16 protein-coding genes are annotated in these 22,604 nt (G+C 61.8%); 7 read left to right on the top strand and 9 right to left on the bottom strand.

All coding sequences use genetic code 11. From position 1 onward, the window contains the following. The first annotated feature begins 19 nt into the window (after positions 1 to 19). The 6 genes from KB449_RS29090 to KB449_RS29115 all read left to right on the top strand — a co-directional run bounded on the left by KB449_RS29090 (position 20) and on the right by KB449_RS29115 (position 10,042). Positions 20 to 913, top strand: coding sequence for an ABC transporter permease (locus KB449_RS29090; RefSeq protein ID WP_282911696.1), 894 nt, complete (start codon positions 20 to 22; stop codon positions 911 to 913). A gap of 4 nt (positions 914 to 917) precedes the next feature. Beyond that, complete coding sequence (locus tag KB449_RS29095) at positions 918 to 1,814, top strand: carbohydrate ABC transporter permease (protein WP_282911697.1); 897 nt, start codon at positions 918 to 920, stop codon at positions 1,812 to 1,814. Positions 1,815 to 1,892: 78 nt separating this feature from the next. Continuing rightward, on the top strand, positions 1,893 to 3,611 hold the full coding sequence (locus KB449_RS29100; protein WP_282911698.1) for a type 2 periplasmic-binding domain-containing protein: 1,719 nt from the start codon (positions 1,893 to 1,895) through the stop codon (positions 3,609 to 3,611). Between the two features lie 80 nt (positions 3,612 to 3,691). After that, positions 3,692 to 5,482 carry a cache domain-containing sensor histidine kinase gene (locus KB449_RS29105; RefSeq protein WP_282911699.1) on the top strand — a complete coding sequence of 597 codons (1,791 nt, stop codon included), beginning with the start codon at positions 3,692 to 3,694 and terminating at the stop codon, positions 5,480 to 5,482. Then, entirely contained in the window at positions 5,482 to 7,089 is a 1,608-nt protein-coding gene (locus KB449_RS29110; protein ID WP_282911700.1) for a response regulator, read from the top strand. The genes KB449_RS29105 and KB449_RS29110 overlap by 1 nt, the downstream gene beginning before the upstream one ends. A 19-nt stretch (positions 7,090 to 7,108) precedes the next feature. Continuing rightward, positions 7,109 to 10,042, top strand: coding sequence for a glycoside hydrolase family 2 TIM barrel-domain containing protein (locus KB449_RS29115; protein WP_282911701.1), 2,934 nt, complete (start codon positions 7,109 to 7,111; stop codon positions 10,040 to 10,042). Positions 10,043 to 10,105: 63 nt separating this feature from the next. Here the strand turns inward: KB449_RS29115 and sigJ are convergent, their stop codons facing one another. Next, complete coding sequence (gene sigJ, locus KB449_RS29120) at positions 10,106 to 11,011, bottom strand: RNA polymerase sigma factor SigJ (protein WP_282911702.1); 906 nt, start codon at positions 11,009 to 11,011, stop codon at positions 10,106 to 10,108. Further along, the gene (locus KB449_RS29125; protein ID WP_282911703.1) at positions 11,001 to 12,320 is read right to left on the bottom strand and encodes a phytoene desaturase family protein; all 1,320 of its coding nucleotides are present in this window, start codon (positions 12,318 to 12,320) and stop codon (positions 11,001 to 11,003) included. The genes sigJ and KB449_RS29125 overlap by 11 nt, the downstream gene beginning before the upstream one ends. 166 nt (positions 12,321 to 12,486) lie before the next feature. Between KB449_RS29125 and KB449_RS29130 the strand changes: the two genes are divergently transcribed. Continuing rightward, on the top strand, positions 12,487 to 13,281 hold the full coding sequence (locus KB449_RS29130) for a tail fiber protein (RefSeq protein ID WP_282911704.1): 795 nt from the start codon (positions 12,487 to 12,489) through the stop codon (positions 13,279 to 13,281). Here the strand turns inward: KB449_RS29130 and KB449_RS29135 are convergent. The 7 genes from KB449_RS29135 to KB449_RS29165 all read right to left on the bottom strand — a co-directional run bounded on the left by KB449_RS29135 (position 13,278) and on the right by KB449_RS29165 (position 22,527). Beyond that, entirely contained in the window at positions 13,278 to 13,778 is a 501-nt protein-coding gene (locus KB449_RS29135; RefSeq protein ID WP_282911705.1) for a GNAT family N-acetyltransferase, read from the bottom strand. The genes KB449_RS29130 and KB449_RS29135 overlap by 4 nt on opposite strands. A gap of 19 nt (positions 13,779 to 13,797) precedes the next feature. After that, complete coding sequence (locus KB449_RS29140; RefSeq protein WP_282911706.1) at positions 13,798 to 14,799, bottom strand: glutathione S-transferase family protein; 1,002 nt, start codon at positions 14,797 to 14,799, stop codon at positions 13,798 to 13,800. Between the two features lie 193 nt (positions 14,800 to 14,992). Then, positions 14,993 to 17,224 (bottom strand): glycosyltransferase family 39 protein, encoded by a 2,232-nt coding sequence (locus KB449_RS29145; RefSeq protein ID WP_282911707.1) that lies wholly within the window; start codon positions 17,222 to 17,224, stop codon positions 14,993 to 14,995. Between the two features lie 343 nt (positions 17,225 to 17,567). Further along, positions 17,568 to 19,397: an ABC transporter ATP-binding protein gene (locus tag KB449_RS29150; RefSeq protein ID WP_350356249.1), complete on the bottom strand. Its 1,830-nt coding sequence runs from the start codon at positions 19,395 to 19,397 to the stop codon at positions 17,568 to 17,570. Next, the gene (locus KB449_RS29155) at positions 19,394 to 20,335 is read right to left on the bottom strand and encodes a phosphoenolpyruvate carboxykinase (ATP) (RefSeq protein WP_282911708.1); all 942 of its coding nucleotides are present in this window, start codon (positions 20,333 to 20,335) and stop codon (positions 19,394 to 19,396) included. The genes KB449_RS29150 and KB449_RS29155 overlap by 4 nt, the downstream gene beginning before the upstream one ends. 102 nt (positions 20,336 to 20,437) lie before the next feature. After that, positions 20,438 to 20,575, bottom strand: coding sequence for a paeninodin family lasso peptide (locus KB449_RS29160; RefSeq protein WP_282911709.1), 138 nt, complete (start codon positions 20,573 to 20,575; stop codon positions 20,438 to 20,440). 29 nt (positions 20,576 to 20,604) lie between these two features. Next, positions 20,605 to 22,527, bottom strand: coding sequence for an asparagine synthase-related protein (locus KB449_RS29165; RefSeq protein ID WP_282911710.1), 1,923 nt, complete (start codon positions 22,525 to 22,527; stop codon positions 20,605 to 20,607). Positions 22,528 to 22,604: the final 77 nt, after the last annotated feature.

The following is a 22,604-nucleotide window of genomic DNA, read 5'->3' on the forward strand; positions in this document are numbered from 1 at the left end:
ATTCATAAGGGGGATGGCCATGTACGCCAAGTTTTACAAACATCGTTGGCAATACCTGATGATTTTGCCGAGCGTCGTGCTGCTCTTCTTGTTCAGCTATATGCCGATGGCAGGCATTCTGGTCGCCTTCCGCGACTTTCAGATCGGGACGTCCATCTGGAGCGCGCCGTGGGTCGGGCTGGACAACTTCGCCTTCCTGCACGAGCCTCAGTTCTGGACGGTCGTGCGGAATACGCTGTACATCTCCGTGCTGAAGTTTATCTTCGGCTTCCCGGCGCCGATCCTGCTGGCGCTGCTGATCAACGAGGTGACGCATTCCACCTTCAAGCGGTTCGTGCAGTCGGTCAGCTACCTGCCCCACTTCTTCTCCTGGATCGTCGTCGCCTACATGCTGCAGTCGTTCCTCACGCTCGACGGCGGGCTCGTCAACCAGCTGATCGGCAAGGCCGGCGGAGATCCGGTGTTCTTCCTGGGCTCGACCGAGTGGTTCCGGCCCATCGTCGTCGGCAGCGGACTGTGGAAGGAGACCGGCTGGAATACGATCCTCTATCTCGCGGCGATCACGACGATCGACCCGCAGCTGTACGAAGCGGCCAAGGTGGAGGGCGCGGGCAAGATGGCGCAGATCCGGCATATCACGATTCCCGGCATCCTGCCGACGATCTCCATCGTGCTGATTCTCAGTATCCCGAGCCTCATCAACGTCGGGATGGATCAGATCTATCCGCTGATGAACTCGGCCAATATGGAGGTCGCGGACGTGCTCGATACGTACGTGCTGCGAAGCGGCCTGCAGCAGGGCTACTTCGGGATGTCGACCGCAGTCGGGCTGCTTTCCTCCGTCATCGGTCTCGTGCTCGTCCTCGGGACGAATCAGCTGTCGCGCAAAATAAACGGCGAAGGATTGTGGTGAGACGATGAAAAAGAATTCCGCGGAAAAAGTTGCCTACGGATTCATCGTCGCCCTTCTGGCATTATTGTGCTTAAGCGTCGTGTACCCGTTCCTGTACATGCTGGCCATCTCGCTCAACGACGGCGCGGACGCGGCCCGGGGCGGCGTCTACATCTGGCCGCGCAGCTTCACGACGATCAACTACGAGATCGTGCTCGGCAACGAGGTCATCCGGCATTCGTACCTGATCACGATCGGCAGGACGGTGCTCGGCACGGTGCTCGGCCTGTTCGTCACGCTGCTCGCGGCGTACGGCCTGTCGTACAGGAAGCTGCCGCTGCGTTCGACGATTCTCGCCTACGTGCTGATCACGATGCTGTTCAACGGCGGGCTCGTCCCGCTCTACATTCAGCTCAACAACCTGCACCTGCTCGACACCTTCTGGGTGTTCATTTTCCCCAGCCTCTTCTCGGCCTGGAACATGTTCGTCATGCTGAAGTTCATCCAGGGCATCCCGGAGGCGCTCATCGAGTCCGCCGAGCTGGACGGCGCCGGCCCGCTGCGGACGCTGCTGCAGATCGTCATGCCGCTGTCGAAGCCGATGCTCGCCGCGCTGGGCCTGTTCACGGCGGTCGGGCATTGGAACGATTGGTTCTCGGGGGCGTTCTACGTGACTTCCCAGTCGCTCATCCCGGTGCAGACATTCCTGCAGCAGCTGCTGTCGGCGTCGGATCTGTCGACCGTGCTCGGCTCCAATTCGAACCAGGAAGCGCTCGCCCGCAGCGCCGAGATGCAAAATATTACGCTCATGTCGATCAAAATGGCCGTCGTCATGGTCAGCGCGCTGCCGATTCTGTGCGTCTATCCGTTCCTGCAGAAGTACTTCGTCAAGGGCGTGCTCATCGGTTCGGTCAAAGGCTAGACTTGTATCTCCAACCGGGTATACGCAAGATGTTCATATACCAATACCACACAGAATAGGGGAAATTCAATGCGCTCCATGAGAAATAGCAAAGGAACGGTCGCGCTATCGCTGGCGGCGATGCTCGCCGTGCTTGCAGGCTGCTCAGGCAACGGCGGCAACAACGCGAACGCCGGCTCCGAAGCCGCGGGCACGCAGTCCGCGTCGACATCCGCCTCCGCATCGGCATCGGCCAGCCAGGCGTCGGGCGATCCGCTCGCATTCAAGCTATGGCTGGGCTGGACGGCCACGATCAACAACGACAGCCTCGTGCAGAAGTACTGGCGGGAAAAAGAGCCCGGCGTCGACGTGAAGCTCGAAGCGACCCAGGGCGACGCGCTGACGGCCCTGAACCTCAACATTAATACGGGCGGCTTCGACGACGCCGCGATTTTCAGCCGCAACGACACGGTCAAGAGCGCGATGGGCCGCTCCAACCAGATCATGTCGCTCGAGCAGTACTTCGACATGCCGGACAAATATCCGGGCCTCGCCTCCATCCCGAAGCAGTATCTGGATCGGATGAAGGACAAGGACGGCCATATCTGGTCCATCCCGGCCTGGTTCGACCAGAATCCGAACGATCCGTGGCCGGGCTGGTCCTCCCTGGCCTGGACGGTGCGCACGGACGTCGTCGAGAAGGCGGGCATGAAGCTCGAAGACCTGTCCACGCTGGACGGCGTCGAGACGTTCCTGAAGAAGGCCGCCGAGCAGAAGGACGCCTCCGGCAAAGCGCTGCTCCCGATGTCGTTCCTGATGGACACGAACGATACGGCGAGCTGGAACGACGAGAACGCCATCCTGACCGCCTTCGGCGTATCGACTTCCGGCAAGGGCGTCGCGAAGAAAGGCAACGACTTCGTATTCACGTTCGACGATCCGCAGTACAAGGCCGCCTACCAGTGGATGAACAAGCTGTATCGGGAGAAGCTGATCGATCCCGAAGTCGTCACGGACAAGAAGGAACGGTACAAGGAGAAGAACAAGTCCGGCCGCGTCGCGCTTAACGTAGGCAGCTTCTTCAATATCGACACGACGCTGTGGGAGACGCTCGACGGTCCTACGGAGCCGGGCTGGTACTACCAGGTGATCCCGTTCCCTAAGGTTCCCGGCGTCGATCAGGTCGGCACCAACCAGGTCGTCAATCCGTACCCGGGCTATGACGTCTATATCAGCAAAAAGTCGAAAAACCTCGACGCGATCCTGAAGTTCTTCGATTATACGCTGGCGCCGAAGCCGGAGCAGCAGCAGGTCATCAACGAAGGCCCTGCCGGCCTGTATTGGGACTGGATCGATCAACCGCTTGGAAAGTGGAAATACATCGACGATAATTATAAGGCCGACCGCAACTCGGGCGACGTCGCCCGCAAAGCCAAGGTCACGCCGGAGCTGTACATGACCTCCTCCTACAACAATAAGTGGTATCCGTGGTGGAACAGCGAGGTCGACAAAGCCGGCGCGGCCAAGACGCCGGCGTTCACCGAGGCCGTCGGCAAGATGGGCGGCGTGCGCGCGGCGCACAATTACGACCTGTTGACGCCGAAGGAAGGCGGCACCTGGGAGAAGTACGCGCCAGAGATCGAGAATCTTCGCAAGGAATACCGCGCGAAGCTGCTCATGGCCAAGGACGACGGACAATTCGAGTCGACCTGGAAGGCGTTCCAGGATGCGCTCGAGAAGCGCGCGCACTGGAGCGAGATGAAAGCCGAATGGCAAGAGACGTACAAAGCGGACGTCGCGGCGAACGGCGAATTTTAAAAGAAGCAGGAGCAGCCCTAAGGGGTTGCTCCCTTTGCCTTTGTAACGGCGCGCATTGACTTCGGGGATGGGGGAACGGCATGAAGTTCGGGCAATCGTTGGAGAGATCGATCATTCGGGCGACCAGGTCCATGAATATGCGGGGCAAGATCGTCCTTCTCTACGGCTTGATCGTCTTCATTCCGACCGTTCTGCTGGCGGTGGGCGCGGGCTACCTGACGTTTCACAACGTGCGGTCCAACTACCTGCTCACGATCAAGGAAGCGGTCCGGCAGACCGCGCAGAGCGTCGACTTTCGCAAGCAGACCTACGATCTGCTCGCGACGCGGACGGCGACGGACGGCGAGCTGATCTCGCGGCTGTCCCGGAACTACGCGGACATGGCGGAACAGCTCGAGACGGTGAAATACGTGGACCGCTCCTTCCTGTTCACCACCAAATACTTGCCCGGCATCGAGGACTTCCGCATCTATCATACGAACGACACGCTGGTGCAGGACGGCGGGCTGCTGTGGAAGCCCGAGGACCGGACGATCGCCGGCATGCCCGAGCGCGACTGGTACGAGCGGACGATCGGCGATCCGGGCATCCTCAGCTGGACCAACGCCCGGGACGACGCGCGCAAGCTCGTCGTGTCCCGCAAGATCATGGACGGCTACGGCCGCGCGCACGGCGCGATCTACCTGCTGCTCGATTATAACGACGTGTTCGCGGAGCCGCTCGATCACCCCTTTAACGGGGCTGGCGACCTGTATATCGTCGACCAGGACGCGCGGATCATCGCCTCCTCCGAGACCGCCGCGATCGGCGCGGATCTCTCCGCCTCCTCGCTGGACCGCTACTGGCGTCACGCGAACCAGGTGAACGACGCCATCGCCGGCAAGGTGCTGATCGTGCAGCGGATCGCCGGCGGCTGGTCGGTCGCCGCGCTCGTGCATATCGAACAGTTGGAAAAGCAGTCCAAGCGAATCTACTACGCGGTCGGCGTCGGCATCGCCTTCTTCCTGCTGCTGTCCGTCTTCCTGATCACGGCCGTCGTCAAGAACGTCGTCTGGCGCATCCGCAAGCTCGGCAGCCGCATGACGGACATCTCGCAGGGCGTGTTCGAGGTGACCGTCCGGAACAGGGACCGCGACGAGCTCGGCGAGCTTGAGGTGCTGTTCAACTCGATGTCGGGCCGGCTCGGCCGGCTGGTCGAGGAAAACACGCAGGCGAACCTCAAGGAGCGGGAGCAGTCGTTCAAGGCGCTGCAGGCGCAGATCAACCCCCACTTTATCTACAATTCGCTCAGCCTGATCCGCTGGCGCGCGATGGACCTGCAGGACGAGATGCAGCTGCGGACGATCGACGCGCTGACGACCTTTTACCGGCTGGCGCTTAACAACCGCGTGAACGTGACGCGCATCCGCGACGAAGTCGATCATCTCAAGGCGTACCTGGAGATCCAGCAGCTGCGCTACCCGGACCGCGTCCAGGTGGCCTGGGAGATCGACGAGGACGCGCTCGAGCTGTATACGATCAAGCTGCTGCTGCAGCCGATCGTCGAGAATTGCTACCTGCACGGCGACATTACGAAGCGTCCGGGCGCGCTCATCCGCATCGCCGTCCGCCGCGAGGAGCGATCCGTGCGTTTCCTCGTCCAGGACAACGGGAAGGGCATGCCGGCCGACGTGCTGGAACGGGTGCGTGCCGGCGACTACGAAGGCACGAACAACGGCTTCGGGATGAACAACATACGCGAGCGCCTGCGCCTTTACTTCGGCGACGAAGGCCGGCTCGACATCGACAGCGCCCCCAACGCGGGAACGTCCGTCACGATCCTGATTCCCGTCTGCGAGGAACGACCCGAATTGAAGCGAGGTGAAGGATGATGATACAGGCATTGATCGTGGACGACGAACCGCTGCATATCCAGGGACTCGTGCGTCACGTCGGCTGGGAACGGCTCGGCTACGCGCCGCCGCTGACCGCCGAATCCGGTGAGGAAGCGCTGGAGGTTCTCGGCGAGATGGACGTCGACGTGCTGATCACGGACGTCTCGATGCCCGGCATGACCGGAATCGAGCTGCTCGCAAAATGCAGGGCGGACTATCCGAAGCTCCAGTCGCTCCACACGCTGATGATCAGCGGCTTCGACGAGTTCGAATTCGTGCAGGAGGCCATTCATCTGGGCGCCAAGGCGTACGTGCTCAAGCCGATCCGTACGGAGGAGATCGAGGAGAAGCTGGCCGCCTTCCGCGCGGCGATCGAGAAGCGCGAGCAGATCGAGCGGGAGACCCGGGCGCTCCAGGACAAGCTCACGGGCAGCCTCGACGTGCTGCAGGACCGGTTCGTGAACGATCTGATCGAAGGCCGCTCCGAGGATGCCGAGCTGATGGATTCCTGGCGACGCCTGCTGGACCTCCCGGAGGCGGTGCGCCACATTCGGCTGTTCCTCTTCGCCTACGATCGCCAGGAACGAGGAGCGCCTGCCGATGCGCGGCAGCGGATTCTGCTCGCGGACGGCCTGTGGAAGGCCGTTAAAATCGGGCTGTCCGGCTGGGAAGGGACGTACGTCGGCAAGACAGGCGCGAGCGAGACGGCGGTCGTTCACCTGAACGCGAAGCCTTTGGACCGGGCCGGCATGGAGAAGCAGCTGCAGTTCATGCAGGAGATCATCCGCGAGCAGTACGACGCCTCCGTCACGATCGGCGTCAGCCGGGATGGAGACGGCTGGGAGGATGTCCCGCCGCTGTACAAGGAAGCGAAGCATATGCTGGCCAAAGCGCGTCTGGGCGGCGGAGGCCGCATCCTTTACTTCGACCGGGCCGAGGCGGAGGAATACCGCGAGTACCTGCTCAAGGAAGAAGAAGTGCCGGAGATGATCCGGCTGCTGGAGCGCGGCGAAGACGATCAGGCGCGCGTCATGTTCGACCTGGCGTTCGAGCGGCTGCTCGCGCGCCAGCCTGCGTCCTTTTCGTATGTGCAGGCGTTCGGCATGGGGATCATCAGCGAGCTGGCGAAGATCGGCTCCGGCAAGGAGGACGGCGCGGACAACGCCAACATCCTCGTCTGGCAGCGGCTCATCGACTGCACCGACGCCGGAGAAGTGCGGGAGGCCGTGCTCGACTACATGGCGCGGTTCAGCCGGTCGATCAAACGCGAGGACGCCGCGCCGCAGCACAATCTGATCCGCAGAATCGCGGACTACATCGCGGCGCATCTGCAGGACCCGATGACGGTCAAGCAGCTGGCGGAGCAGTTCCATCTGAACGCGAGTTACCTGAGCGTCCTGTTCAAGAAGGAGACGGGCCGCACGATCTCGGATTACGTTCAGGACGCGCGCATGACCCGGGCGAAGGAGCTGCTGCGGGACCCGAACGTCAAGATCTATGAGGTCGCCGCGCAGGTCGGCTTTCAGACCGCGGCCTACTTCACGTATTTATTCAAAAAGGTCGTGGGCCAGACGCCCCAGGAATATCGCGACTATGCCAAATAATCGAGCAGAAGGTGATCGCTTGTTAACGACAATCGACCTGTCCGGGTCATGGAACGTCCAATTGGACGCGGGGAAAGGCGGGCTGCGGCTGCCGTTCGACGATACGATGCAGCTGCCGGGCACGACCTCGCACGCGCAGAAAGGCCCGAAGAACGAAGCAATCGAGACCGGCCACTTGACGGACGAATACAAGTTCGAGGGCTGGGTCTGGTTCTCGCGAGAGGTGGATGTTCCCGAGGCTGCGGCTGGCGGCTCGGTCTTCTTGTACCTCGAACGGACGCGGATGACGACCGTATGGATCGACGGCCTGGAGGCTGGCGCGCGAGACAGCTTGGGCACGCCGCATTCGTACGAGCTGACCGGCTTGCTTGCTCCCGGCAGGCATACGATTACGATCCGCGTCGACAATACGGATTATCCCACCAAGGGCGGCCATCTGACGTCGCCGGACACGCAGACCAACTGGAACGGGATCACCGGCCGGATCGAGCTGCGGTTCGCGGCAGCGACGCATCTGCTAAGCGTGCAAGTTTACCCGCGCGTGACCGACCGGTCGTTCGTCGTGCGCGCGGATTGGGTCGGCCGCGGCGCAAGGCGGCTCGCGGTCTCGGCGGTCGGCTTCAATGGGCACGGCCATGCGGCTGCGGAGCGGATTTACGACTTGGACGGCAGCTACGGCGGCAGCGATGGCAGCAGTGACGGCTACAGCGACTGCGATGGCGGCAGCGACGACGGCGAAAACGCCTTCTCGACTTCCTCTGCCTCCGTCCGGTACGCCCTTGGCGACGACGCTCGGCTGTGGAGCGATGCGGAGCCGCATCTTTACCGCGTCTACGTCCGTCTGCTGGACGAAAACGGCAAGGCGCTGGATGCGCGCGAGTTCGTCTCGGGGCTGCGCGAGTTCAAAGCCGACGGGGACAAGTTCGCGATCAACGGCGTCCGCACGTTCCTGCGGGGCAAGCACGACGGCCTCATCTTCCCGCTCACCGGCTTCGCGCCGACCTCCGTCGACGAGTGGGTGCGCATATTGGGCATCGCAAAGTCGTACGGCATCAACCACTATCGCTTCCATACGTGCTGTCCGCCGGAAGCAGCCTTCGAGGCCGCAGACCGGCTCGGCATCTTTATGGAACCTGAACTGCCGTTCTGGGGTACCGTCACGGACGTAGGAGACGCGAATCACGACCAGGCGCAGCAGGATTATCTCGTCCGCGAAGGCTTTGCCATGCTGGACGCCTATGGCAATCATCCGTCGTTCGTCATGATGTCGCTGGGCAACGAGCTCTGGGGGAGCAAGGACCGGCTGGACGCGATCCTGGCAGCCTACAAAGCCCATGACGACCGCCACCTGTACGCGCAGGGCTGCAATAACTTTCAGTTCGCGCCTGTCATTTTGCCGAACGACGACTTCTACTGCGGGGTCCGGTTCGCGCGGGACCGCCTGTTCCGCGGCTCGTACGCGATGTGCGATGCGCCGCTCGGCCACGTGCAGACCGACCGGCCGGGTACGCGCAAGGACTACGACGCGCAGATCGTGCCGCCGGCGAGCGGCGAGCGGGCGGACACGGGCGGCGAAGGCGAAGGTGTCGGTGCGGACGCGCGTGCTGGCGTGAATTCGAACGCTGGCGAAGGCGCCATTCAGATTCAGTACGGCACGGGCACCAAGACCGTGCAAGCGGATGCCGCGGGCGAAGCGCTCGTGCCGAAGATCCCCGTCGTGTCGCACGAGATCGGGCAGTACGCGATGTATCCGCGCTACGACGAGATCGCCAAGTACACGGGCTCGCTGAAGGCGCGCAATCTGGAGACGTTCCGGGAGCGGCTGGAAGCGAAGGGGCTGGGGCATCTGGCCGACCGGTACTTCGAGGCTTCAGGACGGCTGGCCGTGGCCTGCTACAAAGAAGAGCTCGAGGCCGCGTTCCGCTCGCGGCGGCTCGCCGGCTTCCAACTGCTCGACCTGCAGGACTTCAGCGGCCAAGGTACGGCGCTCGTCGGTATCCTCGACGCCTTCATGGACAGCAAGGGGCTCGTAACGCCCGAAGAGTGGCGCACCTATTGCTCCGACGCCGTGCTGCTCGCGCGGTTCGAAAAGTACAATTATGCCGCCGGCGAGCGTTTCGACGCGCACGTCGAGCTCGCGTGCTTTCGGCAGGCTCCGCTTGGACCCATCTCGCTGCGCTGGGCGATGACGGATAGGGACCACGTTCTTGCGGCCGGCACCGCAAACACGACGGCACGGGCGGACGAAGCCTATATCGACATCGCCGATCTGAGCTTTGAGCTGCCTGACGTAGGAGCGATGACCAAGGTCGTCTTGCATCTTGAGATCGACCGGACGGATATTCGCAAGACGTACGAGCTGTGGATTTATCCGCGCGAGACGGCTTGGGACCCTGCGGGCATTCGCGTCTCGGATTCGCTGTCGGACGATACGCTGCGCCTGCTGGAGAAGGGAGAACGCGTGCTGCTGCTGGCCAAGCCGGATCTCGCGAAGCGAAGCGTCGAGGGCGCTTACTGCGCCGACTTCTGGTGCTATCCGATGTTCCGCTCGATCTCCGAGAGCATGAACAAGCCGTTGCCGGTCGGTACCCACGGCCTGCTCATCGAGCGGGAGCACCCGGCGCTGGCGGCTTTTCCGAGCGAGACGCATTCGACTTATCCCTGGTGGAGCCTGGTTCAGCACGCCAGGTCCTTCATTCTCGACGATCTCCCTCCGGCGCTCGCGCCCATCGTCCGGACGATCGACAACTTTGAGCGCAACCACAAGCTCGGCTTCTTGTTCGAATGCCGCGCGCTGGAAGGCAGCCTGCTTGTCTGCGCGCTCGATGCCGATCGCGCCGCAGGCACGCCGGAAGGCAGGCAGTTCCTGTCCAGCCTCGCGAACTATGTCCGGTCCGACGCATTCAGGCCGCAGGTCGAGCTATCGGTCGACGAGCTGCGGAAGCTGCTGTAGCGCCGGCATCATAAATAATCAATCCGCCTCCTGCGTGCCGGGAAGGCGGATTTTTTCATCGTATTATTTCAAATTCAGATGCAGCAGCTTATCCGGATTGCGCAGCAGGTACATCTCCTGCACGCGGTCGCCCTTGAACGCCAGGCTGACGAGCGTAGGGAACGGTTCGAGCGGGCCGGTCAGACAGAAGCCGAGCTGCCCGTTGATCTTGACGAGCCGCACCTCGCCCAGCCCGCCGGCCTTCGATATCAGTCCCTGGATGAACGCGACTACGCGCACGTTCGACGTAATCGGCCTAACCGCGGCACTGACTTTGCCGCCGCCGTCGCTGTACAGCACGATATCCTCGGAGAGCATGGACAGTAGACCTTTCATGTCGCCCGAAGATGTCGCATGAAGGAAGCGGACCACCAGCTGCTCGCACCTTTCGCCGGAGACCGGCTCGGCAGTAGGCTCCTCCTGGATCTTGCGCTTAAGCCGGCTGTAGATTTTGCGGCACCCGATCTCCGTCCTGTCTACGAAGTCCGCGATGTCGCTGTAGTCGTACGCGAAGGCTTCGCGAAGAATGAACACCGCGCGTTCGATCGGCGTCAGCCGATCAAGCAGCACGAGGAAGGCATACGATATCGTATCCTCAAGTAAAACGGTCTGGAGCGGATCCTGCCCCGAGGCGAAGTCTTGGGCAGCCGCATAATTTTCCACGAGCGGCTCCGGCAGCCAGGGCCCGACGTACACCTCCCTTTTCCTTCGCGCGGACTTGAGATGGTCGAGACAGCGATTCGTGACAATTTTACACAAATACGCCTTTAAATTAAGGATCGGTCCTCGCCGTTGATCGGCGGCCTGCTGCTGAACCGTTACAAAGGCATCCTGAACGAAATCTTCGGCCTGCGCCACCGAACCCAGCATGCGATACGCGAGGGACAGAAGCAGCGGTTTGTACGTCCTGTACGCGGCATCAAGCTCCACGATGCATCCCTTCCTTGACTGTGTCCTCACCGTCAATTATACATCTCGCCGCCTCTCTCGCGCTTGCCAGTGATGCGTTTAGCAGCATGCCCGAAGGGCCGACCCAATCCCCGGCGACGTACATCCCCGGCCTTCCTTGGACGGCAGTCCCTGGTCTGCCGGACAAGCCGCCGCTAGCAGCGTCTGCGACCGCATGAGAGACAAGCATCCGCGGCAAGAAACGGCGCTGCACGACATGCTTGCGCCAGCCCGGCTGGATGAGGTCGAGGAAGCCCTCCAGCTCTCTCTCATCTTGCGCAGGATCGGTCTCGTTTGAAACCGGCAAATACTTCATGACATGCACGACTTCGCGCGCGGGATTGTCGGAGAGCGAAGCGACGGCCGAATGATTGGAGTAGTACCACGGATAATCGGCGCCAAGCACGAAACGCGTCTTAGGCTGGGGCATGCCGGACACGACGAGATCGAGGCACGCGGCGCGAACCGGGACCAGGCGCTCATATATGGCAGCTTCCGCAGCGGTCAGCGAAGGGCTCAGCAGCGCCAGCGTCTCCGCGGGCCCGGCCGTGGAGATCACGCGGCGAGCGGTCAACCGCGTTCCGTCCTTGAGCTCGACCGTCATGCTTGGCGCGCTGCCCCCGACCTCCCGCGCAAGCGAGCGCGGACGAATCGACACGCCCGCCTGCAGCGCCTGTTCCGTCAACCGGTTCACCAGAGACTGCCAGCCGCCGTCCACGTACATGACCTGGGCCTGGCCGAGCTGCTCGACGACGGCGCCGGCGCTGAGCAGCTGCGGGGCGTCGCAATACGTAGCTACGCGTACAAGCGCAAGCACGGCGTTGCGCACGCGCGTACTGCTAAGCTCCGACGCCAGATAATCCTGCAAGCGGACCTTGTGCAGAGCGGCGGCGTCAATCTTGCGCAGCTTGGCGTAAAAGCGAAGCAGTTGGGTTTTCTCCTGCCACTTCAGGAACGATCCGAGCAAGAGCTGTCCCAGCGGGAGCACCTTGTTGCTGCCGTCGGCTTGCTTGAACACGAATGCGCCCGTCGTCTTGGGCGTGCCGCCCGCCGGCTCGACCCCGACCTCCCGCAATATAGGAAGCGCGCTTTTGTATAACGCATGCCCTCCCAAGTTGACGCGCGACTCCGCCATCTCGTTCGACATCGCGCGGCCTCCGGGATTCGCGCCTTTGTCGAGCACGAGCACGCTTTGCCCCGCCCGCGCCAGGTAGATCGAAGCCGTCAATCCGGCGATGCCTGCTCCGATGATGACAACGTCCCATTCCTTTTGATCGTATCTTTGCGTCATGCTTGATCCATCCTCTCCGGTCTGATGGCAACATGACGATCGGGGGAACGGATTTGTGACACGGATGCGCCATTCGTTCTGAAACGGGATCGAAGCATAGATTCGCGAGGGCCTCCATAGATTCTAACTAAATGGCATAGCACGGATAGCAGGGGGAGGAATGGCGGTGTATTTAAGCAAAAAGACGATGATGATCATGGCTGGCATCTTGATTCTGCTGCTCTCGGGCGCGAGCGTCTACGCGGCGGCGGCTGCAAGCAAGACAACGAGCACGATCTATGCCTGCGCCAAAAACGACGGGCAAATCCGCATCGTCGCCAAAGCCGCGTCGTGCAAAAAGACCGAGAAGGCGATCTCCTGGAATGTCGTGGGGCCCAAAGGGGATAAGGGCGACCGCGGCGCCCCCGGACCGCAAGGACCGCAAGGGGCCAAGGGCGATGCCGGGCCGACTGGGGCGATCGGGCCGCAAGGGGCCAAGGGCGATGCCGGGCCGATTGGGGCGATCGGGCCGCAAGGGGCCAAGGGCGATGCCGGGCCGACTGGGGCGATCGGGCCCCAAGGGGCCAAAGGCGATGCCGGGCCGACTGGCGCGACCGGACCGCAAGGCGTGAAGGGCGATACGGGACCGGCCGGTCCGCAAGGGCCGCCGGGAACCGCCGGTTCCGCAGGCCCGAAGTTCGGCGATCCGAACATCGCCGACGGATCGGCAGGAGAAGGCGGCAGCGCCGCAGGCTATATCGGCGAAGTTTGGCTGTTCGCGGGCAACTTCGCGCCGGCCGGCACTCACGTATGCGACGGCGCGCTCCTGTCGATCGCGCAAAACACGCCGCTGTTTTCGATCTTGGGCACCCAGTACGGCGGCGACGGAAAAACGACCTTCGCTTTGCCGGATCTGCAGGATTACGCGCCTGCAGGCGTCAGCTACGTCATTAACCTCACGGGCATTTTCCCGCCCCGCTAAAGGTTCAGCCGGAACGCCATGACCGTGATGCCGTCGTCCGCAGGCTGAAAATCGTATTGCGGAAGCCGCTCGAATCCCAGCTTCTCGTACAATTGGCGCGCGTCCTTCATAAACTCACCGGTATGCAGGCCGACGGCCCCGCTGCCGGACGCGCGGGCGCGGCGAATGCATTCGGCGATCAGCGCCGACGCTGCGCCTTTGCCGCGGTACGCCGGAGATACCGCCAGCATGCGGATCTCCGGATAGTCTTGCTTGTCGGCATGGCCGTCGTAGGCATCCGTATTCGCCGGAAACAGAACGACGCTGCCCGCAATATTGCCATCCGCCTCGGCCACGATCAGTTCCGCGCCAGGCTGCGCGTCAGCTTCCGAGCTGATCGCACGCGCCAGCGCCTGCCAATGGGAATCGGGGATCGACCGGGCATGCTCCCGGTAGGCATCCAGCCGTTGCTCTCTGATAAAAGCGCGCTCTTCCGGAGCGGCATCACGTATATGCATGTTTTCGACTCCTCCCCGCTCAGGCGCGTATGAGAAACTTCTCTTCTTTTCCGCTCAACAGATGCCGCTCGTGCCGGTTCTCCCAGACCGCAAGGTCCGGTCCGTTGGGCAGGATATTCACTTCTTGCTTGTCCGTCGCGATGGTGATCGACAGGTGATAGTGACGCTTGATCGCATCAAAATCGGTCGTATCTCCGAATCCCGGGGTCTGATACAAGTCGCGGGCGTACCCCCACAAATGCTCGAACTCGCGAAGCAGATTGCGGTTCGTCCGGAACGCCGTATAGTAAGCCGCATCGAAGCGGGCCAGCGTCGTATAGAGACGGACGTCGGAGTCCGTGATGTAGTCCCCGTTCAGGAACCGGCTGCGCGCCAGGCGCCCCTCCAGCTCGTCCAGACGTGCGAACAAGGTATCGTAGGCCGCATCGTAGGCTTCCTGGGAACGGGCGAAGCCGCATTTGTATACGCCATTGTTGATGTCGTGGAAAATGACTTCGTTCAGAGCGTCGATCTGCTCGCGCATCGCCTCGGGATACAAGTCGGGTGCATTAGGCTTGTGAAAAGGCGACCATACCGTCTCGAAATAGTTGGTCAGCTTGAAATAGTCGTTGTTCGCTGCTTCGCGTTTGTGCAAGTCTACGACGACGGGCACGGTCGGCCTGCCTGTGTAGTCAGGGTCCGTTTTCAGGTAGATCTCGCTGACATACCGAATACCGAGGACGGGATCGACGCCATCCGGATCGAGCGAGAACTCCCAATCTACGCGCGGCAGCCTCGGACGCATCGGGCTCACGGTTCCCAGGCTGATCGCATCCTCGAGCCCGAGCACGCGTCGGACGATCACGGACCGGTGCGCCCACGGACACGCCGCCGACCAGAGGAGGCGATATCTTCCCGCTTCGACGGGCAGCGCGTCCGGCCCCTCTCCGAACGGCGTCGCAAACCGGTTGACTTGGCGCTTGAACGAACCGTCCTTCGTAATCTCGGCCGGCTTGCTGCCGGCTTGTTCGCTTGCGGACATGGGCTTCATTCCTTTGCTGGAGGGATTGTACCTTTTATCGTTCTATTGTAGCCGATCCGAAATGAAAAGGCCCGCGCGCCTCAAAGTTGCTTACACACCGGGGCTTTTTCGCAAAATAGAAAACCCTCGGCAGCTCCTTTAGGAGTGCCAAGGGAATTGAACCATACATAAGCGAAGATGCCCGCACGATATTTTATAATGAAACCGCATATAACGTCGCACTCCTGCCAAAACCGCCAAACCCTTGGAATCCGCCGTTCCCCCGGCCGTCGCCTGCCTCGGACTGCGCGGCACCGCCGTTCGACGACTGCCATTCGGAAGCCGGAATCTCCTTGCCGTGCTGCTGAATCCATTGCGTTACCTCGGTGCTGCTACCGCGTCCGCCGCCCATTCCGCCGCCGCCGACCAGGAAGTAGGTCACTTCGCCTTTTGCCACCAACGCTTGCAGCTTGTCGGCCGTGTAGACCCGGTCCGAACCGTTGAACCCGTTCAAAATGACGACCGACTCGCCTTTGTCGATCATATATGGCGCCGCCGTGCCGTAATCGGATACCGCAAGCAAATACTTTTGGCCCGTATTGTGCGCCTTTAAGTAATTGTAAAGTCCCTCGTCCAGCGTGCCGCCCGATTCGCCTCCGCCTTGACCGCGTCCCGCGAACTCGCCGCCCTGCGGGCCGTTCGCCTCGCGGGACGAGCTCGGGCCGACGATCGGCGTCATGCTGCTCACGCCGTACGTGATCGGCGTCAACGCCCAGTAAACGGGGCCGACCAGCAGCGTCAGCAATCCGGCGATCGCCCACAGGCGGGCGGGACGCAGGTTTTCCCTCGTTCTCCACACGATGAGCAGCGCCGTAACGATCACGCCTGCCAGCCCGATGCCCGCTGCCCATCCGCCGCCGATCGTCGCGTCGTACGGATGAACGATGTACCAGGCGAATACCGTCGTCGCCAAAATAGCTGCGGGCAGCAGCCAGGACGTCCAGGAATTACGTTCTCTGTAAGCCCGCCACATCTCGACGAATCCCGCTCCGGTAAGCGCGGCGATCGGCGGCGCGAGCATGATCAGATAATATTGGTGGAAAAAACCTGCTACGCTGAAGAACGCCGCCGCCGGAAGCAGCCAGGACAGCCAGAAAATCGTCTCCTTGTGCTTATCCGTCCACCGCCGTCTGCGAATGCTGCCAAGCAGGCCGACCGAGCCGATAAGCGCGAACGGAATGAGCCAGCTGGCCTGATCGGAAAGGGAGGATTGGAACAAACGCAGCGGCCCCGACTGGCCTGTTCCGAACATGCCGCCGCTGCGGCCGCCGTTCGGACCGCCGGATCCGCCGGGGCCGCCAAAGCCACCGCCATCCTGCCGGAAGCCCCCAAAGCCGCCGCCCTGCGGAGCGCCGCGGAATCCGCCCCCGTCTTGTTGGCCGGGCGCCTGATTCTGGCCGGGCGCCTGATCTTGCCCGTCTCCCTGGCCTTGGCCGGACATCGGGTTCTGGCTTGCCCCTTGGCCTTGGTCCGGCGCCAGATTCGGCGGCTGGCTCGTATCCGTCCCTTGGCCCTGACCGAATCTTTGGTTCTGACCGCCCGCCGGGAAGCCACCGCCGCTCCTAAAGTTCGGAGCTCCGCCGCCGCCCTGCCCGCGATCCCCCGTTAGCCGGGACACGCCGTTATAGCCGAAAGCCAGATTCAGCACCGAATTCGTGCCGCTGCTGCCGATAAACGGCCGCTTGTCCGCGGGGACCGCGTCGACGACGACCGCCCACGACACCGAGACGACCAGCATGAGCGCCGTAGCGCCTGCCAGAATCCCCGTTTTCTTTTTCCACGATCGCGAAGACGCCACCCAGTAGAACAAGTAAAAGGCAGGAAGCACCATATACGCCTGAAGCATCTTCATATTAAACCCGACGCCGACAACCGCAAAAGCCCCCAACACACGCCACACGCTTCCCTTTCGCACTCCACGGAACAGCAAAGCGGCGGCAAGCAGCAAAGTAAATACGAGCATGCTGTCGATGTTGTTCGTGCGGCTGACGGCCACCGCGATCGGCGTGCACGCCATGACGAGGGCGCCGATCAGCGCCGCAGCCCTGCCGAAAGTCGGCTTGACCAGCTTGTACACGAGCAGCACCGAGCCTATGCCAGCCAGCGCCTGAGGCAGAATCACGCTCCAGCCGTGAAGTCCGAAGAACTTGGCGCTGATCGTCTGGATCCAGAATACGACAGGCGGCTTATCCACCGTGACCGAGCCCGCGGAATCGAGCGAGGCATAGAAGAAATTGTGCAAGTTCTCCATCATCGCCGCGACAGCCGTCGTATAGTAGGTATTGGCGTACTTGTCCGTCCAGATGTTGAAGCCGTTTAAAAATGCGGACAGCAAGACGATGAACAACAGCGGAATATCGATTTTCAACCTAACAGGAGCTCTCATGCGTCCGCCCCTCCTTTTCGCCATCACATCCTTTAACTATGGGCATAGAAGTTAAGTCGGACATTAAAACAAACTGAATGTTTTCTGAAAGTCTGACGTTGCAGACGGAAGCTGGCAGCCTGGTTGTGTACAAACGGCAAACACAAGTGCCTCATATGACGAAATACGGATGGAGATGCGTCAGCGTCTTATCGTCGCCGGAATTTCTCAGGCGTTCGCCTGTCCGAAAAACAGACGCAAAAAATGCAGCTTATTTTCCTGAATGGGGTCACTCTCCCCCGCCCGCCAGGATTAGCTGCACTTTTGCATGTATGATGTTCGTTTCCCGCAGACAGAGGAGCTTTTACCCGCTAGCCCTCGCCTGATAGGACAGCAGCTTCCCGAACAAGCCGTCTTGCTCTTCGGAGAGCTGCGCGTATCCCCCGTGCTGAACGACCGAGCCGTTGTCCAGCACGATGATCTGGTCCGCGCCGCGGATCGTGGACAAGCGATGGGCGATGACGATGAGGGTCATCCTGCCCCGCAGCCGTTCCAGCGCTTCCTGAATGCCGGCTTCGCGCTCGCCGTCCAGGGCGCTCGTCGCTTCGTCCAGCACGAGGACGGACGGATTGCGCAGGATCGCCCGGGCCAACACGATCCGCTGCCGTTCGCCTCCGGAGAGGCGCACGCCCCGGTCTCCCAATACGGTATCGAGCCCTTCCGGCAATCTTTTGACAAACGCATCCGCCGCCGCAAAGCGCAGCGCTTCCCACATCTGCGCCTCGCTTGCCTCCGGCGCGGCGATCGCCAGGTTGTCCCGCACGCTCTCATGGAACAGGAAGGGGTCCTGCGAGACATAGCTCACGGACCGCCTCAATTCATACGCCTCGCCAGCGCCGAGCGGCTTGCCGTCCACGAGCACCTGCCCCCGCTCCGGCTGCACGAGCCCGATCAGCAGGTCGATCAAGGTGCTCTTTCCCGCGCCCGATCGGCCGACGACGGCCGTCATCCGGTGCGCCGGAATGCGCAGGCTCACGCCTTGAAGCGCATAAGTCGCCTGGTCGCGGTCATAACGGTAGTATACGTCCCGCATCTCAAAGCCCTGCGAGACGCGCATCGCATCGCCTTCGGCAAGCCGGACCGGCCCAAGTTCGGGCTCTTGCGCTTCCTCGGAAGCCTGCTGCAGCTCACGCAAATGCCTGAAGGCGGGAACCGTCTGGCCGATCTGCTCCAGATTGGACTGCAGCGTCGAAAACTTCGGCCACAGCCGCGAGAAGACGAGAACGATAAAGATGAGCGTCTCGGCGTGAACGTGGAGCACCGCGAAGGCAAAATACACGAAAACGGCAATCAGGATGCTTGCGGCGGCCTTGTAACGGAACTGGGAGGCAGATTGCAGCTTGGTAAATTGAACGAGATTGCTCTCCAGCCGATCGCAAAGCGCGCGGAACCAGGACAAATGCTGCTGCTCCATCCGATTGCCTTTGATATCCTTGATGCCGTTGAAGTGGTCGGTCATGCCCCCCACGTAGCGCTGCATCAGCTCGGTCGTATCCTTCCCGAGCGCCCTCGATCTTCTCACCTGAGACCGGGAATACGCGGCGAGCGCCAGCCCGCACAGCAAGACGGCAAGGGTTAGCGGAACGGACAGCCATAAGGCAAAGCCGATTTGAATCAGCGTAAAGAGCAAGGTCGTGGCGAGCCGCAGGCACATGAACACGCCGAAGCTCACCCGGGGCAGCTCGATCGTGGCATGGTGGATAAAGTCCGACCTTCTTCTTTTCAGGAAAAACGCCCAGTTCGATTGCAGCAGCCCCCGATAGAGCTCGAGCCTCAGGTGCCGGATAAAGCCCTGCTCCAACTCGGCGCTCATATTGGCCAGCAGCCGCTGGAGCAATCCCTGGCCGAGCAGCAGCATCAGGAAAACGGCGAGCACGGCCGGCAATCTCAGCTCGGGCGACAAGCGCTGCAGCGGCTCCGCGGCCGCGGATAACAGCGGGATGCCTCCCGAGGCGGCGTCGAGCAGCCCGATCAGCCCCAGCATCGGGGCCAGCAGGAAGATGCCGATTCCCTCCATCATGCTGACGACGATCGTTCCCGCCAGATTCGCATAAAGTTTGCGCCCGGCAAATGCATGCAGCTTTTTGAGATAGTAGAACATGGGCGCGACGTCTAGTCTTCCCTCGCCTTTCACGCCTGCATGACCTTCTCTCCTCCAAGCACGGCACGCAATACCGCATCGGCCAGCGCATGCGCAGAGAATCCGGCGGCAGGCCGCTGCAGACGATACAAGTCGATCCGGCTTGCCATCCCGGTCACTGTCGAAAAATGCCATTGGTCTCCCGCCAAACGCGAAATTAAAAAAGGCCGATACGTATGGATCCGGAGGAGCGCCAACCGTTCGAGGGCCTGACAACGCGAAAGAGTCACCTCGTCCTTGTCGGTCCGCGTCAGCTCGAATACGCCGGCCAAGGGTACGGCGTCGACGGAAAACGCCGACGTCACGGGGATGGCATACTTGGACAGATACAGATGGCGATACCGGTCGGACTGCAAGCCCAGCTGCTCGATGCTCTCCTGCCACAGCTTCTGCTGCGGATAGGCCGGCACGACGACCGGCGTTCGGCCGTCCTCGCCGCCGGACGCTATCGCGATCACGTCATCGGTCAGCAACCGGTAGCCGCGGCTTCGGAACGCAGCCGCCAGCGTCGATTTTCCGGCACCGGATTCCCCGATAAAGGCGTAAGCGCGCCCATCGACGACGATTGCGCTGCCATGGAGCGGAAGTATCCGCCGCTGCATCAGGATCGAACCCATGCACGTGCCGAGCAAGTAGAGCCGGATACGCTCTTCCTCGATGCCCGCCAGGGGCGACACGATCACCTGTCTTCCGTCGCGGATGCTGTAAACGGCCACTTCAGGCACGTAAAACAAAAACCGGCCGTTCTCGAACGCATAAAAATCGTCCTCTACGTCGGCTGCGCGCCAATCCGCCGACAAATCTCCGAGCTTGATCTCGACGTCGGCTTCGCAGGCTCCGCCGGTCGTCTCCAAGAGCTCCGGCAGGCGAATTTCGCTTGATATATGAAGGCCGAATGCGTAGTACATCGTTGGCGCGATCTCATTCTTCATTAAAAGGGCACCTCGGTTCTGCGGTTTTTTCCCGCTCGCATGCGTCAAACAAGGGCCCTATACATGCTCGATGTAAGAGGGCCCTTGATCATTTCCATGTAATTAAGAAGCCTCCGGGGCATGGGGATGGCCGTTGTTCGTGCCTTTGCCGTTGCGATCCGGGTACAGGCCGTTCGGTCCGCCGAACGTCTGGTTGACGTCGAGCACTTCGAGCGTAGGTTGATTCCACTCTTTCTTCATCTGGTCTCACCTCCTTCCAAGCGGGAGTGTCAGGCGCCTTGCCGAAGAAACCGGTACACGATCAGACTCTGCATCAGCAATCTCGCATGCCGGTCGAAAGCGCGATCGGGACGAGGCGGATTGCCCATCTCCGCCAGCGACAAGCGGACTTGTTCTACGTTCAGCAGCCCCGAGGCCCGGGAATCGTCGCATAGCCGGCGCAGCTCCTCCGACATCTCGTCCCAAGCGGGAAGCACGCGGTGGATCCAATCCGCCCCCTGTACGCCCCGGACGCGTTGATTCAGCCGGACGGAATCGGGCAGATAACCGGCGGTCGCCCGCCGGACGAGCGCGCGGTCCATGCCGCCCTGCACGTACTGTTCGACAGGCACGGACAGGCAGAACCGGACGACCCGCGGGTCGCAGGTCGGGTCCCTCTCCCGGACGGCATATCGCAGCGACAGCTTGGTCGATGACGTTCCCTGATGGTTCAAGATCGACAGGTTGTCGAACTGATACGTCCGCGCGTCGAATTCGTTCATCCAGGCGTCCGTCAGTCCGACGTCGTGCCCCTTCAGCCTGTCGAATACACCGGTGCGCGCCGCCAGGTCCGGGTGAATCAGCATCGGGATGCCCGCCAGCGGCTTCGGGGCCGGATTCGCGAACGCCAGTCTTCCGATATAGGGAAGGAGCCGCGACCGGCCGACGCGAACGTTTTTGCCGTATTGCGACAGCTCGCGGTACAACCGCACCCAGCGCAGCCGCCGCAGGAGAAGGGCGTAATAGTCCATCGCCGGCCCCCATGAGATGGAGTAATTGCCGTTGCCGCCATGCAGCAGGACGCCGACATCCTGTTTGCTCGCTTGCGCGAGAATGCCCTTGAACCAGTAAGAATTTTCAAAAAATTTATAAGGCGCTTCCATTAATGCCAGCAGATCGTCGATTTCCTCAAAGGAATTGTGCTTCGCGAAGTCCATGTAGCTGTGCGAGAGCGTGCCCACGTGATCCACGATATCCCGGATGAAAGGCGTCTCGTCGGCTGCCATGCTCCGCGGGGTCCAGTCCGCGAAGTCCGAACGCGGGACATAGCTGTATGTATGCAGCGTCTTGCCTTGCTCGCGCAGCGGCGCTGCCGCGAAGCTCACGACGGCTCCCGAGTCCAGCCCGCCGCTTAAGCTCGCGCCGACGTTCCGGCTTGTCCGAAGCCTCGAGACGACGGCCTCCCTGAACACCTCGCGGAACGCTTCCTCGTACTCGCCGCTCGACCGCAGCTTCAGCTTGGGCACATCGGCCGTCAAAGAGCCGTAGCGCCGTACCTTCAAGCTGCCCTGCTCGACGGTAAAGGCATGCGCAGGCGGAATCTGGCCGATCTGGCGGTACACCGTGGAGCGAACGTCGATCGTATCCAGGATGATCGGGATCGCGAGGAACTCGGCCAGCCAGGACTCGTCCAGCTCCCGGCCGACGCCGGGCAGCGCAAGCAGCGGATTCATCACCGTGCAAAAAGCAAACCGCCCCGGCCGATGAACGTAATACAACGTTCGGCTTCCCGCCAGATCTCTGGCTCCGAACAGCCGGCGTCTCCGTTCGTCCCACAGGACGAAGGCGAAGTCGCCGATCAGATAACCCGGCGCCTCCTCTCCCCACTTGCGGTACGCCGCCAGGATCAGGTCGCTGTCCGTCATCCGCTCCCGACGGGCACGCTCGACCTGCAGCCGGCCGAATAGCTCCTCCCTGTTGTCGAGGATCGCGTCCGCGGCGATAACGAGCTCCTGCCCTTCCTCCCGGCAGGGCTGCCGGTCGTACGCCGACTCGGGCGCGAACCACTGCGCATGGCAGCCCATGAACACGTGCCGGTCATGCCAGGTACGCACATGATGGGCCGGATATTTCTCCAGCGCCTTCATCATCAGACCCGCCGCTTCAATGGAGACAGGCTCATGCTCGTTTAGCAAACCGGCTATAGCGCTCATAACTCTCCTATCTTGGACGTAATCGCAATTTCCTTGGGGCCAATTATATCAGCATCGAATTTTGAATGTTGTCGCTT

The sequence above is a fragment of the Cohnella hashimotonis genome, assembly GCF_030014955.1.
Classification (GTDB): domain Bacteria; phylum Bacillota; class Bacilli; order Paenibacillales; family Paenibacillaceae; genus Cohnella; species Cohnella hashimotonis.

Excerpts from the sequence above, each read along its gene's own strand:
- KB449_RS29090 (WP_282911696.1), top strand. The coding sequence starts at position 20 with ATGTACGCCAAGTTTTACAAACATCGTTGGCAATACCTGATGATTTTG.
- KB449_RS29095 (WP_282911697.1), top strand. The coding sequence starts at position 918 with ATGAAAAAGAATTCCGCGGAAAAAGTTGCCTACGGATTCATCGTCGCC.
- KB449_RS29100 (WP_282911698.1), top strand. The coding sequence starts at position 1,893 with ATGAGAAATAGCAAAGGAACGGTCGCGCTATCGCTGGCGGCGATGCTC.
- KB449_RS29105 (WP_282911699.1), top strand. The coding sequence starts at position 3,692 with ATGAAGTTCGGGCAATCGTTGGAGAGATCGATCATTCGGGCGACCAGG.
- KB449_RS29110 (WP_282911700.1), top strand. The coding sequence starts at position 5,482 with ATGATACAGGCATTGATCGTGGACGACGAACCGCTGCATATCCAGGGA.
- KB449_RS29125 (WP_282911703.1), bottom strand. The coding sequence starts at position 12,320 with ATGACGCAAAGATACGATCAAAAGGAATGGGACGTTGTCATCATCGGA.
- KB449_RS29135 (WP_282911705.1), bottom strand. The coding sequence starts at position 13,778 with ATGCATATACGTGATGCCGCTCCGGAAGAGCGCGCTTTTATCAGAGAG.
- KB449_RS29140 (WP_282911706.1), bottom strand. The coding sequence starts at position 14,799 with ATGTCCGCAAGCGAACAAGCCGGCAGCAAGCCGGCCGAGATTACGAAG.
- KB449_RS29145 (WP_282911707.1), bottom strand. The coding sequence starts at position 17,224 with ATGAGAGCTCCTGTTAGGTTGAAAATCGATATTCCGCTGTTGTTCATC.
- KB449_RS29155 (WP_282911708.1), bottom strand. The coding sequence starts at position 20,335 with ATGAAGAATGAGATCGCGCCAACGATGTACTACGCATTCGGCCTTCAT.
- KB449_RS29160 (WP_282911709.1), bottom strand. The coding sequence starts at position 20,575 with ATGAAGAAAGAGTGGAATCAACCTACGCTCGAAGTGCTCGACGTCAAC.
- KB449_RS29165 (WP_282911710.1), bottom strand. The coding sequence starts at position 22,527 with ATGAGCGCTATAGCCGGTTTGCTAAACGAGCATGAGCCTGTCTCCATT.